Consider the following 17,400-nt stretch of genomic DNA (forward strand, 5'->3'; position numbering starts at 1 on the left):
CCGCATGAGACTGGACTCACTGGATATCGTCCGTCTGCCGGGCATCCATCCGGGGTTCCGCCTGGATGCCCTGGGGCCAGGCGTGAACGTGGCCATCGGGCCCAACGCGTCCGGAAAATCGAGCCTGGTGCGCGCCTTGCGAGCCGCCCTGTATGCCCAGGAACTGCGCCAGACCGGAGTCCACATCGAGGCGACCTTCGTCGATGCCCAGGGCCCGTTACAGGCCCATCGGCTGGGGACCGACTTGTCCTGGTCCCGCAATGGCGAACGCGTCGAGGCGCCCCCACTGCCGGATCATCGCTTCATCGACTGCTACACCCTGCGCATCGAGGATCTGCTGAACGCCGACCACGGCACCGAGCAGGAGATCGGCCTGCGCCTGGCCCGCGAACTGGCCGGTGGCTACGACCTGCCCGCCCTGCGCGACGATCCCGCGTTGGCCCTGAAGACGACCCACGCCCGTAGCGAGTCCCAGGCGCTGACGGCCGCGGAACAGGAACTGCGCGAACGCCGTCAGCAGCAACGCGGCCTGCAGCACGACGAACAGCGCCTGACCGACCTGAAGGCGCAACGCCAGCAGACCCAGCGCGCTGCCCACGAGGCCGATCAGTACGAACGCGCCCTGGACCTGCTGGGGGCCCGACGCGAACACCGGGAGCTGGAGACCCGGATGGCGGCCTTGCCTGCCGGTCTGGACCGGCTGCGCGGCGACGAACTGCAACGCCTCGCCCCACTCCAGGACGAGTTGCGGCGCCTGGAACACGAACAACAACAGGCCCGTGAACGCCTGGAGGACGCCCGCCAGCGCCGCGAGGAAGCCGGACTGGCGGATCCCGAGCTGGATGCGGATTGCGTGGACGATCAACGCCCCGTGGTCCGCAGGCTGCTGGAGCTGGAGAGGGGGCTGGAGCAGACGACAAGGGAGCTGCACGCGGCCCAGGCGACACGGCACCAGGCAACCGAAGAACTGGGGGGCACGCCAGAGGCGGCTCCGGACCTGGACCCCGCCACGCTCCACTCGGTGGAACAGTCCCTGGAGACCCTGCGTGGGCTGCAGGCCGGCATCGCGCAACGGGAAGACGAACTCGCCTCCCTGCCTCCGACAGAGGACGCCCTGCCCACCCCCGACACACTGCGCCGCGGCCGCGACGAGCTGCTGCACTGGCTGATGTCCCCGCGCCCCACCCCCTGGACCGGCCTGCGCCGGGTCGCCGCCGGGATCGCCCTGCTCGCGGCGGGCGGCGCCATTGGCACAGCGACGTTGCTGGTACACCCCGCCTTCGCCGTACTCGCGCTCCCGGTCGCCTGGGGCGCCTACATCGCCGCTCGCCCGGCGACCGACAACATACCCCGCGAGGCTGCGAAGGCACGCTTCCGCGATACCGGTCTGGCGCTGCCCACGGACTGGACGGCCGACGCGGTCCGCGAGCGCCTGGCCCACCTGGAGCGTGAACTGGAAACCGCGGAGGGCGCGCGGCGAACAGCGGAGCGCCGCGCCCGACTCGAACGGCAACTGCAAGAGCGGCGCGCCGCCCGCGACCGGGAAGAGGGGCGTCTGAAGGACATTGCCCGGCAGGTCGGCTTCGACCCCGCCTGCATGGATGCCTCGCTACAGCGCTGGATCCACCTGACCGCGAACCATGACCGGGCCCGCCAGGCCGTGAACACGGCCCGGGCGGAGCAGGAACGCCTGACAGCCGAGCTGGAGGCGACCCGGGCACCCGTCATGGCCTTTCTCACCCAATATGCCGTGGCCCCTCCGGACTCCGAGCCTTCGGCGGATGCCCTGGCCCAGCGGCTGGACCGTCTCGCGGCCCGGCTGCAGACGCGGGACACCGCGCAGCGGGAGGAGAAGGCCGCCCAGCGCGAACTCGAACGCCTGCAAACCGACGCGAACCGCACTCGGGAGCAGATCGCCGCCCTGTACGCGGCGACCGGCCTGGAGAATGACGATGAATCGACCCTGCGCGAGAGGCTACGCCTGTGGCCCGACTGGCAGGAGCTAAGCGAGCAACTGGGTAATGTGCGCGAACGTGAACGCGAACGCCGCCGCCACCTCGAGGACCGCCCGGACCTACTGGAGGCGGTCGAGGCCGATGCCGCGGAACCCCTGGAATCGCAACTTCAGACCCTGCGTGACCAGGCGGCGGAGCGCGACCGGCTGAGCGAGGAGATCGCCCGCATCGAAGCGGCCATCGACCGCGCCGGCCATGAACGCCAGCTGGAAACCGCCCGCGCCCGCCGCGAACTCGCCCGCGACGCCCTGAACCAGCGACTCGACCAGGCCCTGTTCGCCACGGCCGGAAACTTCCTGCTGGACCAGGTCGAGATGGAACACGAACAGGCGGTGCAGCCCGCCGCCCTGCGCCAGGCCCGCGAGTGGTTCCGGCGCTTCACACGGCATCACTACGAACTTCAGTTCTCGCCCCATGCCTCGGCCCGGTTCAGCGCCCGCGAGACCGCCAGCGGGGCCACCCGGTCGCTCAGCGAACTCTCCAGCGGGACGCGGATGCAGCTTCTGCTCGCCGTACGCATCGCCTTTGCGCTGGAGGCCGAACGCGGGCGCAGCGCGCTCCCGCTCATCCTCGACGAGGCGCTGGGCACGGCGGACCCGGACCGCTTCCGGGCAGTGGCCGAAAGCCTGCAGGCACTGGCCCACGAGGCCGGCCGCCAGGTCTTCTACCTGACCGCCCAGCCCGAAGACGCGCGTTACTGGCAGGCACAGGAGTCCAGCGTCGAGATCATCGACCTGGCCGCACGCCGCTGGGGACAGCAAGCGCTGGGTAGCCACGAGCAGCTGGGCCTTCCGGAACCCGAAGCGGTACCCGCCCCCGGCAGCGACGCGCCCGAGGACTACGCGCAGCGGATTGGGGGCATTCCCCTGATCGACCCCTGGCAGGATCCGGCCGGTATCCATCTGTTTCACCTGCTGCGGGACCGTCTGGAACTGTTGCAGCGTCTGCTGGAGCTGGGGGTGGATCGCCTGGGCGCGCTGGAATCCCTGCTACAAGGCCCCGCCGACTCCCTGCTGGAACCCCCGGAATGCCAGACGCTGCAGGCCCGTAGTGAGGCCGCCCGCGCCTGGACTCGCGCCTGGCGCCAGGGTCGCGGCCGTCCGGTAGACCGCGAGGCCCTGGAGGCCTCCGAGGCGGTCAGTGCGACCTTCATCGACGCCGTCTCCGACCTGGCGAAGCAGCTGAACGGCAACGGCGAACAGCTCCTGCGCGAACTGGAGAACGGTACGGTCAAGCGCTTCCAGAGCAGTGCCCGCGAACGGCTGTCCGAATGGCTCACCGACAACGGCTATATCGACCCGAACACAATCCTGACCGAGACCGAGCTCGAACACCGCCTGATCGCGACCCTCAAACCGCACCATTCCACACCGGAGCGGGCCATCCGCGAAGGCCAGGCCCTGGCCCGCGCCCTGCAAGCCGGCTTGCACCCGCCCGCCTGAACCGCACGGGGACGAAAACGCCAGGCACCTCCTTGCCCTTCTTCGGGCGGTCGCCCCCACGGCGATGTTTCGGTGCTATTGTGGAGAGACAACGCTTCGTGACCCCGCCTCGCTGGCGACACCCCAATGGAGACCCTGCTGCCCTATGGCCAAACCGAACTACCAATACGAAAAGCGCCAGCGCGAGCTGAAGAAAGCCGCCAAGCAGGAAGAAAAACGCCAGCAGAAACGGGCACGCAATCAGCCGGATGACCCGTCCGGCGCCCCAGAGGACCCACCCCATGAAGACCATGGATCGTAAGCGCGACAGCAAGAAGAAGGCCGAAAAGACACTGATGGAGAAACGCACCGCCAAGGCGGAGAAGCGCAAACCCAAGATCTTTCTGCCCTGACCCACCCGTTTTGGAACGCACGACGCCGGCCTCCGGGGTTCCCCCAGGTCGGCGTCTTTCGTTTCGCCAACCCCGTACGCGCTTATGAAAATCCCCAAGATCCTCCAGCCGCTGATCGAAGACGGCGTCATTGATGCTGTCCTCGGGCAGCTGCAAAGCGGCAAGGAGGCGAACATCTACCTCGTCCGCAGCGGGGGTGCGACACGCTGTGCCAAGGCGTACAAGGAAGCCAAGCATCGCGGCTTCCACAAACTGGCCGAGTATCAGGAAGGCCGCAAGGTCCGCGGCAGCCGCGATGCGCGGGCCATGGCCCGACGTGGGCGTCACGGCCGCGAGGTCGAGGAGACGCAGTGGAAGAACGCGGAAGTCGAGGCGCTCTACCGCCTTGCCGACGCGGGCGTTCGAGTGCCCGTCCCCTACGGCGTATTCGACCGCGTCCTGTTGATGGAACTGGTGCTGGACGCCGACGGCAACACCGCGCCCCAGCTGCACGAAGTCGAGCTGGACCCCGAGACAGCACGCGAGTGGTTCGCATTCATGATCCGCCAGATCCAGCGCATGCTGTGCGCCGGCCTGATCCATGGCGACCTGTCCGAGTACAACGTGCTGGTGGACGCGCACGGACCCGTCATCATCGACCTCCCCCAGGCCGTCAACGCCGCCGGCAACAACAGCGCATTCCGCATGCTGCAGCGGGACGTGAACAACATGCGCACAACCTTCGGCCGCGCGGACCCCACGCTGCTGGAGACGCAGTACGCCCACGAGATGTGGGACCTGTTCGCCAACGGTGACCTGACGCCGGAAACACCCCTGACGGGGCACTTTGTGCACAGCGAAGAGACCCCCGACGTGGATGGGGTGCTCGACGAGATCGAGGATGCGCGACTGGAGCACGAGGCCTTGCTGGCCGCCCTCGACCCGACCCACCCCGACAACCAATAGGCGACTGGGTGCGCGATCCCCGAACCGGGTCCTGACGGAAACGGAAGCTCCGCAACGATCCCTTCACCTGCGAGCTGGCTTCCGCGCAGGCAGGCGGTAGAAGCCCGCTTGCGCGTTACACGCGGGCCGTGCCCGAAAAAAGGCGTCCACGCGGTCCAGGTCCTCGGGGGTATCCACGCCAGGCGGGTGCGCCTCGGCCCGGCGACCGACCTGGATCCAGGCCCCCATGTCCAGCGCGCGTAGCTGTTCCAGCTGCTCCAATTGTTCCAGCGGCGCGGGCGGCTCGGCACTCATGCGCCGCAGGAAGCCGGCGCGGTAGGCATAGAGCCCCAGGTGCCGGATGGCATGGTCGACCGAGGGCGGCTGCCCCGCCCGGCGCGCCTCGCGGTCCCAGGGGATCGGGGCGCGCGAGAAATACAGGGCCCGGCCGTTGCGGTCGGTCACCAGCTTCACCTGGTTGGGGTCGGCCAGATCCTCCGCGCAGCGGATCGGCACGCCCAGGGTGGCCATATCCGCTTGCGGGGTCTGTTCGAGCAGGGCCGCCAGGTCATTCAGCAGCGCCCCCGGGGTGAGCGGTTCGTCGCCCTGCAGGTTGACCACGATGGACTCGTCGCCCCAGCCCTCGGCGGCGGCCACAGCCGCGATGCGGTCGGTGCCGGAAGGGAGCGCGGGATCGGTCAGGAAGGCCTCGACCCCGCACTGGCGCGCCACCGCCAGGATGCGTTCGTCATCCGCGGCGACGATCACGCGAGTGGCGGCGCTCTCCTGCGCACGGCTGATCACATGCGCAATCAGTGGGCGCCCGGCCACCGCAGCCAGCGGCTTGTCCGGCAGACGGCTGGAGGCCATGCGTGCCGGGATCACCACAACGAAGCCCGTCATGCGGATGCTCAGGCCTCGCGCCAGCGTTCCTTCTCGTCTTCGGAGAGACTGCGCGCCTCGTCCTCCAGCATCACCGGGATGTCGTCCCGGATCGGATAGGCGAGACCGGCGGAGACGGAGATCAGCTCCTGATTCTCGCGATCGTACTTGAGCGGACCCTTGGTAACCGGGCAGACCAGAATATCGAGCAGACGCTTGTCCATGCATTACCCCAGGTGTTTGAGCCGACTGACCGTCTCCAGACGCGCGAGTAGCGCCGGCTCGAAAGTGGTTGGCAACCGGGCCGCGATCGGCCAGTACCAGTGATTATCCTGCGCAAACGACCGGCATTTTACGGCATCCTTCTCCGTCATCAGAACCGGCAATTCGTCATCGAAGCGGATCTGATGCGGCAGGAAACGATGGTGATCCGGAAACGGATGCCGGATGATACCGATCTTCGCCGCTTCCAGGGTGCGGAAGAAGCGCTCCGGATCCGCGATCCCGGCGATGGCGTGGGCATCGCGCCGCGCAAAGCGGTGGGGCTTGCGCGCCTCCTCCGCCCCGTCCACCCGCTGCAACCGACTGGACGGGACCAGTTCCATCGGGATCTCGCCGGGACCCGGCTCGCCACCGGTCACGATCACGAAATCGGCCCGTTCTCGGGCCCGCTTCGGCTCCCGCAACGGCCCCGCCGGCAGACAAAGCCCATTGCCGAAGCGGCGTCTCCCGTCGACCATCAGGATAGTGATATCGCGCGGCAGGCGGTGGTGCTGCATGCCGTCGTCGGCGATCACCACGTCCACACCCTGATCGGTCAGCGCCCGCGCCCCGCGCACCCGGTCGCGATCCACCTGCACCGGGACGCCCGTGCGCCGGGCGATCAGCAACGGCTCGTCACCCACCACCACCGGATCGGAATCGGCCGTCACCGCGATCCCGGCCACATCCCCACGCCCGCCATAGCCGCGACTGACAATGCCGGGGTGATAGCCAGCGGCGCGCAGGCGCTTGGCCAGCCACACCGTCATCGGTGTCTTCCCGCTGCCACCCAGGGTCAGATTGCCCACCACGATCACCGCGCGCGCCGGGATGGAGATATCGCGCCGCGCCTGCTCCTGCCGCTGACGGTTCCACTCGGCAAGCCCGGCGTAGGCCAACGACAACGGGAACATCGCCGCGGCGAACGGCCCGCGCTGGCTCCACTGATCCCACAACCGGGCGCTCAGCCACGCCTGAAACGACCCCATGACTACCAGTCCCAGACCTGCTGCAGAACAGCATCGAAATTGGCATCCACCTGGCGCCGCTCGTCCCAGAAGCGCCGCCGCGCCGCATCCCCCTGCTGACGCCGCGCGGCCGGGTCGGCGCTCAACCGCTGCCAGGCCTCCAGTACCGCGGTGGGTTCGCCCAGAACCGGGCAGGGCAACGCCGCCGCCGGGGCCTCGCCCAGGCTCACCGCCGCCCCGCCGGCCAGGCCCTGCCACAAGGCCTGGCGATCCGAGGCCGCGAGATGCACCGCATGGGCGGCACTGGCCGCAGCGGCAAACCAGCGTCGGTCATCCAGATGCAGGATAGTCCCTGGCGCCAACGTCGAACGATCCCAGGCCGAGACCGCCAGATCCGCGCCGGGCAGCCCGGCCTCGGTCGCATCCCCGCGCAGGCTCGCCAGCAGGATATCGCTCTGGCCCCGGCCAGAGGCCTGCCAGGCCGTGCGCCAGGCGGGCCACTGCTCCGACGTGCCGTGCCACCACCACAGGCGCTCCACGTTCCCCCCGACCAATGCGCGCAGGACCACATCGGCCTGGGCCTCGACAAATCGCGCCTGCGGGTCGGCGGGCGCCAGGGCCGCTTCGAACGCGGCCTCCGGCCACGCCTCCGCCCCGGCCGGATCAACCGGCCAGTGGCGCACGACCGGAGGCACTGCCCGGGCGGGCGGCTCGGTATTGACCGCGATCACCGGGACCTCGGCCGCCTGCAGGAGGTTCACCGGGGCCTGACCGCCGGCCAGCAGGATGCCGTGGGGCTGAAAACGATCGAGCACCCGGCGCACCACCCGCGGACGGTCACAGGGGCCATAGCCCACGCCCACCTTGCGAAACGGCTGCATGTGTCGTTCAAAGAGTTCCGGGTAGTCCTGCTCGAAGGTCAGGACGATGCGTACATCCTGGCGCTTGTCGCGCACCGCGCCGAGCAGTTCGATCCCCAGGCGCACCTCCTCGGGCGTGCCGCCGGCCTTGATCCAGACCAGCCGCCCCCGCTCGTCGGGTGGCGTCAGGAAGCCCCGACGGGCCCGCGCACGGTTCCCCTCACCGCGACGATAATCGCGCCAGGTCGCGCTCCAGACCGCAAACCGCCGAGCGCCGTAACCTCCTGCATCACCCCGCATCCCCCACCTCCTCGCGGAACTGGAGGCGGTGCAGGAGCGTGTAAACCCCGCCGAGGGCAATCAACTCGTCGTGCCGTCCGGTCTCGACCACACGGCCGTTATCCATCACCAGAATACGGTCGGCGCCCTCGACAGTGGACAGACGGTGGGCAATCACCAGCGTGGTACGGGTGCTCACCAGTGCGTCCAGAGCGGCTTGCACCTGACGTTCGGATTCGTTGTCCAACGCCGAGGTCGCCTCGTCCAGGATCAGTATCGGTGCATCCCGAAGCAGCGCCCGGGCGATGGCCAGACGCTGGCGCTGGCCGCCGGACAGCCGTGTGCCATTCTCGCCGACCAGGGTCTGCATCCCCTCCGGCAGGCGATCGATGAACTCCAGCGCATGCGCCGCCCGGGCAGCCTCGCGGATCTCCGCCTCGCTGGCCTCGGGCCGCCCGTACGCGATATTGGCTGCGACTGTATCCGCAAAGAGGGTCACGTTCTGACCGACATAGGCGATCTGACGGCGCAGGTCGCGCAGACGGATCGTCTCGAGGTCGTGACCATCCAGCACAATACGGCCCTCGGTCGGGTGATAGAAACGTGGCAGCAGGTTGACCAGGGTGGTCTTGCCACTGCCCGAGCGACCGACCAGCGCGACGTTCTCGCCCGGCTTCACCTCGAAGGAGACCGCCTTCAACACGTCCGGGCCTTCCGGACCGTAGCGAAAAGCGACGTCGTCGAACACCAGGTGCCCCTCGGCACGATCCAGCGGTACGTGCCCCGTGTCACGTTCCGGCGTCTCGTCCAGCACGGCGAAGATGTTCTGCCCGGCCGCGATCCCGCGCTGCAGGGTCGCGTTGATCATCGAAAGCCGGCGAATCGGGCTCAGCAACAACAGCATCGCGGTCAGAAATGACACGAAGGTGCCGGCAGTGACGGTGTCATCGCCGAAATCGGAGGTCGCCACCCAGATCACGAAAGCCAGTACTGCCGCCACCAGGAACTGGATGGTCGGGGTATAAGCGGCCTTGATACCCTCCATACGCATGTGCAGGCGGCGATTGCGCTCATTGATGTCCTCGAAGCGCTCGCGCTCGTAGGTCTCGCCACCGAAGATGCGCACCACCCGGTGGCCCTCGATCACCTCCTGCGTCACGTGCGTCACATCGCCCATGTTGTACTGCAGGCGATGCGAAATACGCCGGAAGTGCTTGGTCACCACCCGCACCAGAATGGCCATCACCGGCGCAATAACCAGGATCGTGAGGGTCAGGCTCGGGGTCAGCCAAAACATCCATGCCAGCAGCGCGATAATCGTCAGGGTGTCACGCACCAGGGTGCTGAAGCCGTCCGTGGCGGCCGTCGCAACCTGCTCCACGTTGTAGGTCACGCGTGAAATCAGCTCGCCGCTGCTCTGCTCCTGAAAGCGCTGCACCGGCATGTGCAACAGACGCTCGAACAGCTCCTCGCGCAGGCGCTTGACGACTTGCCGCCCGACGTAGCGCATCGCGTAGACCGAACCGAACTCGGCCACGCCCCGGATCAGAAACAAGCCGATCAGCACCACCGGAATCCACGGAATCAGCGGGTGTGAATCACCCTCGGCGAACGACTCGTCCATCAGCGGCTTCATCAGCGCGGCAAAGCCCGCTTCGGTCGCCGCCATGCCGAGCATCGCCACCGTCGCAATCGCCAGCAGCGGCCAGTAGACAAAGGCGTAGCCAAGCAGGCGGCGATAAACCGCCCAGCCGGAGTCGAGGTGCTGTGGGTGCGGGTCGTCAGTCGTCATCGGCGGCGTCACCCAGGGTGGCGATGGAGACCGAGGTGATACCCAGGCGGCCGACGACATCCAGCGCGCGCACCACCGACTGGTGGGTGGCATTGGCGTCCGCGCGGATCAGCACCGGGTCGTCCTCGCGGCCCTCGCGGGCCTCGGACAACACGCGCTCCAGGGTCTCCGCGCGGCGGTTGATCAGTTCCTGGCCGTTGATGAAGTAGTTGCCGTTCGCGTCCACGATGATGTCGATCCACGCGCGCTCCACAGCCTCGGCCTCGCGGTCGGCCGAGGGCAGGGTCAGCTCGATGTCCGCGTGCTGATCGAACGTGGTGGAGACCATGAAGAAGATCAGCAGCAGGAACACCACATCGATCAACGGCGTCAGATTGACGCCGGGCTCTTCCTGCCGGCTTGGCGTACGGAAGTTCACGCCTTGGCCCCGCCCTCGACCGCACCGGCCTCGCGCTCGCCATGGATCACCTCGACCAGCTTGGTGGCCTCCTGTTCCATCTCCAGCACCAGTTCGTCAATGTGGCCACGGAAGTAGCGATGAAAGGCCAGCGCCGGGATGGCCACGCCGATCCCGGTCGCGGTGGTAATCAGGGCCTGCGAGATACCACCGGCCAGATCGCGCGGGCTGCCGACGCCGATCTCGGTGATCACGGTGAACACCTCGATCATCCCGACCACGGTGCCCAGCAGGCCCAGCAACGGGGTAATCATCGAGATCGTGCCCAGCGTGTTCATGTAGCGCTCGAGATCGTGGGCCACGCGACGTCCGGCCTCTTCGATGCTCTCCTGGGTGATCTGGCGGGCGCGGTCATGGGTCGCGAGACCCGCGGCCAGGATCGCCCCCAGCGGGGAACCCGCACGCAGACGCTGGATATCGTCCAGCTTGAGCCCCTGCGTGCGCATCTGTTCCCACACCGAGGTCAGCAGGCGCGGCGGCACGACCCGCGAGCGGCGCAACGTCCACAGCCGCTCCAGCACGATGGCCACGGCCAGTACGGAACACAGCAGGATCGGCAGCATCAGCCACCCACCCGCTTGTACGATCTCCAGCATGCAATTCCCCTAAAATATCGAAGCGCGTCAGGCGCGCCGGAACACGGCCATGGATTCCACGTGCGCAGTGTGCGGGAACATGTCCATGATCCCCGCCCGCTCCAGGCGATAGCCATGATGATGCACCAGGCGCTCGGCGTCACGGGCGAGCGTGGCCGGGTTGCAGGACACATAGACCAGGCGTTCGATCCGCTGCGGCGCCAGGGCCTCGATCACCGCGGCCGCGCCGGTACGCGGCGGGTCCAGCAGCACCCGGTCGAAGTCCTCGCGCAACCAGGCGGCGCTCTTCAACGCCTCGACATCGTCCAGGTCTGCGCGCTCGTAGCGGGTATTGGCGATACCCTGGTCACGGGCATTCGCACGCGCCCGCGCCAGCATCGCGTCGTCCACCTCGACGCCGACCACTTCGCCCTCGGTCACGGTCCGTGCCAGCGGCAAGGTAAAGTTGCCCAGCCCGCAGAACAGGTCCAGCACGCGTTGCCCCGGTTGCAGGTCCAGCGCCTCCAGCGCCTGCGGCACCATCTTGCGGTTGATCTGTGCGTGCACCTGGATGAAATCGGTCGGCATGAAGGGCACCGACACGCCGTAGTCCGGATGGCGGTAGATCAGCGGCTCGATCGGCCCGGCCAGCGGCTCCACCGTGTCCGCCCCGCCCGGCTGCAGATACACCTGGATGCCCTCGGCCTCGGCCCAGTCGGACAGGCGCTCAGTATCCGCCTCGGACAGCGGATCGAGGTTGCGGAAGATCAACGCCACGCGCTCGTCGTCATCCACCGCGACCTCGATCTGCGGCAGGCGGTCGCGCGCCTCCAGCCCGTCCATCAATTCGCGCAGCGCCTGGATACGCCCACCCACCGCCGGGTGCAGCACCTCGCAGTGGGTCATCTGGGCGAGATACGGGCTGCCGCGCTCGCGAAAGCCGACCAGCACGCCGCCCTTCTTCGGCACGTGCTTGGCGCCCAGCCGCGCAGTGCGGCGATAACCCAGGGTGTCGGCGGTCAGCGGCTCGAAGTGCGCCTCCGGCGTCACGTGGCCGATGCGTTCCAGCGCGTCGAACAGGGCCTGCTCCTTGATTTCACGCTGGGTCTCGACCGAGGCGTGCTGCAGCTTGCAGCCCCCGCAAAGGCCAAAGAACTCGCAGGGCGGCTCGACCCGGCCCGCGGCCGGCTCCAGCACGTCGACCACCTCGGCCGTGTCGAATCGGCGCTTGCGCCCGGTCTGCACCGCCATCACGCGCTCGCCCTTCAGCACGCCGTGGATGAAGCAGGCCTTGCCCTCGCGACGGATCACGCCCTGACCGTCCAGGGTGACCTCCTCGATCCGGGCCTCGAACGGGGTCTTGTCGATGCGTGCCATCAGGTGTCGGTCCCGGCAGGCTGCCAGGCGTCGAGGAACTCACGGTGGTGCGCCGCACCACTGCCCTCCAGGTACTCGGCCAGTTGCTGTTGCCGGCTGGCCAGCGCGGCGTCAGTCAGGTTGCCGCGCATGTATTCGAAGCGCAGCCAGACCAGGTAGGTGTTCAGCACATCGTGCTCGACATAGTCGTGGATCTCGTCCTGACGCCCGTCGCGCCAGGCCGGCCAGACCTTCGAGCCATCCATGCCCAGCTTGCCGGGGAAGCCGAGCAGGCTGGCCATCATGTCGAGGCTGGTGACCGCGCGGCCCTGGAAGCCCGCCAGCACGTCCATCAGATCCACATGGCGCCAGTGGAAGCGCGACAGGTAGTTGTTATAGCGAAACTCGCGATCGTCGTTGCCCTGCTCCCAGTAGCGCGGGGCCTGCACGCCGTTGACCAGCGCGCGGTAATGCAGCACCGGGAGGTCGAAGCCGCCGCCGTTCCAGCTAACGAGCTGTGGCGTGCGCTTGTCGATCACGTCAAAGAACTGCCGCAGCAGTTCGGCCTCGGAGGGCGTCTGGCCGTCCTCGCCCTCGCGGCCGAAGGCGGAGAGCTTCAGCGCATCGCCGCCCTGATAGAGCACGCCGATCGACACGATGCGATGCAACGGATGCTTGAGGAACTCGGAGCCGGTCTGGGCACGGCGCAGCGCGAACATCGCCTCGGCGACCTCGTGATCGGCGAGCCCCTCGAAGTCGTGCAGACGGCGCGCGCCCTCGATGTCCGGGACCGTCTCGAGATCGAAGATCAGGACCGGGGCACTCATGCGGGGAACACGCCGGTGGAGATGTAGCGGTCGCCGCGGTCACAGATGATCGCGACGAAGGTCCCACCCTCGGTCTGCGCCGCCAGCTTCAACGCCGCGGCCACCGAACCACCGGAGGAGACCCCGGCGAAGATGCCTTCTTCACTCGCCAGCCGGTGCATGGTCTCCTCGGCCTCCTCCTGGGTCACGTCCACGGTCTGGTCCACCCGCGAGGCCTCGAAGATGGTCGGCAGATAGGCCTCCGGCCAGCGCCGGATGCCGGGGATGGACGCCCCCTCGGCCGGCTGCACGCCGACGATCTGCACCTCCGGATCGCGCTCCTTGAGATAGCGCGACACGCCCATGATGGTGCCGGTAGTCCCCATCGCGGAGACGAAGTGGGTCACCGTGCCCTCGGTGTCGCGCCAGATCTCCGGCCCGGTGCCGATGTAATGCGCATCCGGGTTGTCGGGGTTGCCGAACTGATTCAGCACCCGGCCCTTGCCCTCGGCCTCCATGCGGTCCGCCAGGTCACGCGCGCCCTCCATGCTCTCCTCGCGCGAGACCAGCACCAGCTCGGCGCCGAAGGCCTTCATCGAGGCGCGGCGCTCGGCCGACATGTTGTCCGGCATCACCAGGATCATGCGATAGCCCTTCATCGCCGCGACCATCGCCAGCGCGATGCCGGTGTTGCCGCTGGTCGCCTCGATCAGGGTATCGCCGGGCTGGATGTCGCCGCGGCGCTCGGCCGCCTGGATCATGTTCAGCGCGGGCCGGTCCTTGACCGAACCGGCGGGGTTGTTGCCCTCGAGCTTGACCAGCACGGTGGACGGCAGATCCGCCGCCATGCGCTGCAGGCGCACCAGCGGCGTATTGCCGACGAAGTGCTCGAGGGTCGGGAAGGATTCCGGGTGCAGGCGTTTCTTCATGCGCGCAGAGTATAACGATCGGACCCGATCCATGCCCATGCATGCTCGCCCCGTCATCGCGTGGAACACCGCGACGTGGCGATCCCCCTCTGAAATCACCGGATTCCGACGGCGTGCGGCATTCCAGAGATTACTCGCTACGCTCGCCGTTCAGGCCAGCCTGTGGCCGTTCAACGCGCTTCGCGCCTTTGTGCCACGGCCCCTGCGGGGCCTTGCAATGACGGTGCTCGCAACAATGTCAGTGGCGACTCCACGCTGCACATCGCAAAGGTACGGCATTCTGCCTAAGCTAGAGCCATGCTCGTATTGCTCGAATACCTGATCGTCACTTTCCTCGCGGTGTTCGTCATCGTGAATCCACTGACGACCGCGTTCATCTTCACCGCAATGCTGCCGCGCGCCTCCGAGGAGAAGCGCCGCTCCACCGCCCTGCGCTCGGTCAAGGTCGCCACGGCCCTGCTGTTCGCCTTTGCCCTGCTGGGCGGGGTGATCTTCCAGCTTTTCGGGATCACGCTGGCGGCGTTCCGTATCGCCGGCGGCATCATCCTGTTCGGCATCGCGATCGGCATGATCCGGCAGAAGGCGGCCAGCGAGCGCGAGACCGCCGAGGAGGTGAAGGCCGACAAGGGGCAGGTGACCGAGGACATCTCGGTCATCCCGCTAGCCATCCCGTTCATGAGCGGGCCCGGGGCGATTGCGACGGTCATGATCCTGACCAGCGAGGCCCCCACCATCTATCACCTGGTCCTCGTGTTCCTGGCGGTGCTGGCCTGCATGGTCGCGTGCTACTACGCGATGGTCCATTCGCGCTATCTGGTGAAATTCCTCGGGGATACCGGCAAGGACATCCTGACCAAGGTGTTCGGTCTGATTCTCGCGGTCCTGGCCGTGCAGTTCGTGATCAACGGGGTCAGCGACGCCGCCGTCGGCTTCCTGCTGGATACCCAGATGCTCGACGGGACCGAGATCGAGGACCCGCGCCTGCCGCCGCGCGAAAACGATTGAGCCGGCGCGCCGGCTATCCCTTCGCCCCGGAGACCCAGGCGCGCAGGGTCGCGATATCCACCACCGAGCCTTCCAGTGCCGGACCGGCCAGGACCGTCGCGGGCTGATCCGCCTCACCGAACCCATCCAGCACGGCCAAGGCGCCATCAAACGCCTGCTCGCGGGTGTAGTCGTTCGTCGTGACCACGACCTCCAGCCCCGCCCCGCGGGCGGAACGCACGCCGTTGTCGGAGTCCTCCAGGGCCAGACAGGCCTCCGCCGGCAAGTTCATCGCCTCCAGTGCATGGGTAAAGATATCCGGAGCCGGCTTCTTGGCCGGCACGATGTCGCCGGCGGAGATCACCTCGAAGCGGTACGGGCCCTCGCTTCCGAGCGTGGCCTCCAGCAGGGCCGTGACGTTCTCGGGTGTGGTGGTCGTGGCGATCGCCAGGCGCAGACCCTCGGCCTCCGCTTCGTCCAGCAACCGGCGCACCCCCGGCCGCAGCGGGATCGCGCCGGTCTCAAGCAGGGCCACGTAGTGCCGCGTCTTGGCCGCATGCAGCTCGCGAATACGCGCATCGATCCCCGGCTCGTTCAGGACCTCGGGATGGTCCTCGGACAGGTACTGGCGGATGCGTTCCTTGCCGCCGGTCACGCGCAGCAACTCGCCGTAGCGCGCGATGCTCCAGTCCCAGTCCAGGCCCGCATCCGCGAACGCCTTGTTGAAGGCGACGCGATGACCGTCGCGTTCAGTGTCCGCCAATGTGCCGTCCACATCGAAAATCAGCGCCTGCAATTCCGTCATCCCGTTATTTCCGCCTTTTCCCGTATCTCGCTGAAAAACCGGCCGCGAGCCGGCACATTCCCGGCATCCAGCCGAGACCAGGCACCAACAGTCATGGCACGGGACTTGCCCGGCCCGCCCGACTCTGGTACTAAGTGCGCCTCATTTTTCCAGCCGGAGAAAGCCCGCATGGCTGCTGACGAAAAGACCGACAAGCCCTCCACCCAGCACATGGTCGCCGGGGGCATTGCGCCCTACGAGCCGAAGCCGGACGAAGATTACATGAATCCGGATCAGCTCGAGCATTTCCGCAGCCTGCTGCGGGCATGGCGCCAGGAGCTGGCCGAGGAAGTCGATCGCACCGTGGGGCACATGCGCCAGGACGCGTCCAACTTTGCCGATCCGGCCGACCGCGCCACCCAGGAAGAGGAGTTCGGCCTGGAACTGCGCTCCCGCGACCGCGAACGCAAGCTGTCGAAGAAGATCAACGAGGCGTTGCGCAAGATCGACACCCACGATTACGGCTACTGCGAGACCTGCGGCGTGGAGATCGGCATTCGCCGCCTGGAGGCCCGCCCGACGGCCACCATGTGCATCGACTGCAAGCAGCTCGACGAGATCAAGGAAAAGCAGCGCGCCTGATCCCGGCCGGGCCGTGACGGTCACGCCCGAACGGATTACCCGGGCCGACCGCTATGTCGGCCGGTTTGCCCCTACCCCTTCCGGCCCGCTGCACGCGGGCTCCCTGCTGGCCGCCGTCATCTCCTGGCTCGATGCCCGGAGTACCGACGGCCGCTGGCATCTGCGAATCGACGATATCGACGCCCCCCGGGTTCGCCCGGGGGCGGCCGATGCCATTTTCCATGCCCTCGAGGCCTTCGCCCTGGTCTGGGATGGCCCCGTCACCTGGCAAAGCCAACGCGGTCCCGCCTATCAGCGCGCCCTGGACACCCTGTTGACGTCGCACCTGGCTTTCCCCTGCGGCTGTACCCGCAAGGACCTGGCCGCGCGCGGGCGGCCGGGCTGGGAAGGGCCGATCTATCCAGGGACCTGTCGCCACGGCCTGCCGCCCGAACGCGAGCCACGGGCCGTGCGTGCCCGGGCGACCACTCGCTACTGGACGATCGCGGATCGCTTTCTGGGTACGGTCGCCTTCGATCTGGAGGCACTCGGAAGCGACTTCGTGATCCGCCGTGCGGATGGCATCGTCGCCTACCAGCTCGCCACCGTGGTGGACGACCTGGACCTGGGCGTAACCCGCGTGGTGCGCGGGATCGACCTGCTCGGCTCCACCCCGCGCCAGATGCAACTCTACGAGGCGCTGGGCGCCACTCCACCGGCCTATGCCCACCACCCGGTCCTTGTCGCGCCCGGCGGCGACAAGCTGGCCAAGGCCACCGGAGCCGAGGGCATCCACGCGGATACCGCCCGGCGGCAGCTGGCCGACACCCTGACGGTGATCGGCCTGGCCCCGGGCGACGCCCAGGCACCCGACGCACCGGAGGCCCAGCTGGCCGAAGCCCTGGAGCGCCTGCAGGGACACACCCTCGGCGACCACCTGCCATTGCCGGCGGCACTGCCCGGGGCCGCGCGCGCGGTGTAGACTCGCCGCATGCTCTCCACCCGCGCGCCAACCCGGACGGCCCCGCAGGATCGCTCGCCCGCGCACCGCAAGGTGCTTGCGAGCGGCTGAC

The 17,400-nt window shown here is 68.0% G+C and carries 16 protein-coding genes; 5 read left to right on the forward strand and 11 right to left on the reverse strand.

The features are described from left to right. The first annotated feature begins 4 nt into the window (after positions 1–4). Positions 5–3,457 (forward strand): AAA family ATPase, encoded by a 3,453-nt coding sequence (locus tag G335_RS0107670; protein ID WP_018169427.1) that lies wholly within the window; start codon positions 5–7, stop codon positions 3,455–3,457. Between the two features lie 476 nt (positions 3,458–3,933). Next, entirely contained in the window at positions 3,934–4,794 is an 861-nt protein-coding gene (locus G335_RS0107680; protein ID WP_018169426.1) for a PA4780 family RIO1-like protein kinase, read from the forward strand. A 63-nt stretch (positions 4,795–4,857) separates the two neighbouring features. Here the strand turns inward: G335_RS0107680 and kdsB are convergent, their stop codons facing one another. From kdsB to cysM, 10 genes are read right to left on the reverse strand one after another with little or no spacing between them, the layout of a single operon-like run. Further along, complete coding sequence (gene kdsB / locus G335_RS0107685; protein WP_018169425.1) at positions 4,858–5,676, reverse strand: 3-deoxy-manno-octulosonate cytidylyltransferase; 819 nt, start codon at positions 5,674–5,676, stop codon at positions 4,858–4,860. Positions 5,677–5,684: 8 nt separating this feature from the next. Continuing rightward, positions 5,685–5,879: a Trm112 family protein gene (locus G335_RS0107690; protein WP_018169424.1), complete on the reverse strand. Its 195-nt coding sequence runs from the start codon at positions 5,877–5,879 to the stop codon at positions 5,685–5,687. 3 nt (positions 5,880–5,882) lie between these two features. Then, entirely contained in the window at positions 5,883–6,905 is a 1,023-nt protein-coding gene (gene lpxK, locus G335_RS0107695; RefSeq protein WP_018146079.1) for a tetraacyldisaccharide 4'-kinase, read from the reverse strand. Between the two features lie 2 nt (positions 6,906–6,907). Beyond that, positions 6,908–8,044 (reverse strand): glycosyltransferase N-terminal domain-containing protein, encoded by a 1,137-nt coding sequence (locus G335_RS0107700; protein ID WP_018176371.1) that lies wholly within the window; start codon positions 8,042–8,044, stop codon positions 6,908–6,910. Further along, positions 8,034–9,815 carry a lipid A export permease/ATP-binding protein MsbA gene (gene msbA, locus G335_RS0107705; RefSeq protein WP_018176372.1) on the reverse strand — a complete coding sequence of 594 codons (1,782 nt, stop codon included), beginning with the start codon at positions 9,813–9,815 and terminating at the stop codon, positions 8,034–8,036. The genes G335_RS0107700 and msbA overlap by 11 nt, the downstream gene beginning before the upstream one ends. Then, positions 9,805–10,233: a biopolymer transporter ExbD gene (locus G335_RS0107710; RefSeq protein ID WP_018650355.1), complete on the reverse strand. Its 429-nt coding sequence runs from the start codon at positions 10,231–10,233 to the stop codon at positions 9,805–9,807. The genes msbA and G335_RS0107710 overlap by 11 nt, the downstream gene beginning before the upstream one ends. After that, positions 10,230–10,868, reverse strand: a complete 639-nt coding sequence (locus G335_RS0107715; RefSeq protein WP_018146082.1) for a MotA/TolQ/ExbB proton channel family protein — start codon at positions 10,866–10,868, stop codon at positions 10,230–10,232. The genes G335_RS0107710 and G335_RS0107715 overlap by 4 nt, the downstream gene beginning before the upstream one ends. 27 nt (positions 10,869–10,895) lie before the next feature. Continuing rightward, positions 10,896–12,224, reverse strand: coding sequence for a 23S rRNA (uracil(1939)-C(5))-methyltransferase RlmD (gene rlmD / locus G335_RS0107720; protein WP_018176373.1), 1,329 nt, complete (start codon positions 12,222–12,224; stop codon positions 10,896–10,898). Continuing rightward, entirely contained in the window at positions 12,224–13,030 is an 807-nt protein-coding gene (locus G335_RS0107725; protein WP_018176374.1) for a 3'-5' exonuclease, read from the reverse strand. Before G335_RS0107725 ends, rlmD begins: the two co-directional genes overlap by 1 nt. Beyond that, the gene (gene cysM, locus G335_RS0107730; protein WP_018169418.1) at positions 13,027–13,938 is read right to left on the reverse strand and encodes a cysteine synthase CysM; all 912 of its coding nucleotides are present in this window, start codon (positions 13,936–13,938) and stop codon (positions 13,027–13,029) included. Before cysM ends, G335_RS0107725 begins: the two co-directional genes overlap by 4 nt. 297 nt (positions 13,939–14,235) lie before the next feature. Here cysM and G335_RS0107735 point away from each other — a divergent pair, with 297 nt between their 5' ends. After that, positions 14,236–14,943: a MarC family protein gene (locus G335_RS0107735; RefSeq protein ID WP_018169417.1), complete on the forward strand. Its 708-nt coding sequence runs from the start codon at positions 14,236–14,238 to the stop codon at positions 14,941–14,943. Between the two features lie 13 nt (positions 14,944–14,956). Here G335_RS0107735 and G335_RS0107740 read toward each other — a convergent pair whose 3' ends face one another. After that, on the reverse strand, positions 14,957–15,727 hold the full coding sequence (locus G335_RS0107740; RefSeq protein WP_018169416.1) for an HAD family hydrolase: 771 nt from the start codon (positions 15,725–15,727) through the stop codon (positions 14,957–14,959). Positions 15,728–15,895: 168 nt separating this feature from the next. On the opposite strand from G335_RS0107740, the gene dksA reads away from it, so the two are divergent. Together dksA and gluQRS are read left to right on the forward strand one after the other, a co-directional pair. Further along, a complete protein-coding gene (gene dksA / locus G335_RS0107745) occupies positions 15,896–16,348 on the forward strand; it encodes an RNA polymerase-binding protein DksA (protein ID WP_018146088.1) in 453 nt (150 codons plus the stop codon). 13 nt (positions 16,349–16,361) lie between these two features. Beyond that, on the forward strand, positions 16,362–17,309 hold the full coding sequence (gene gluQRS, locus G335_RS0107750) for a tRNA glutamyl-Q(34) synthetase GluQRS (RefSeq protein WP_018169415.1): 948 nt from the start codon (positions 16,362–16,364) through the stop codon (positions 17,307–17,309). The last annotated feature ends 91 nt before the right edge of the window (positions 17,310–17,400 follow it).

The sequence above is a fragment of the Thioalkalivibrio sp. AKL8 genome (assembly GCF_000380525.1).
Lineage (GTDB): Bacteria > Pseudomonadota > Gammaproteobacteria > Ectothiorhodospirales > Ectothiorhodospiraceae > Thioalkalivibrio > Thioalkalivibrio versutus.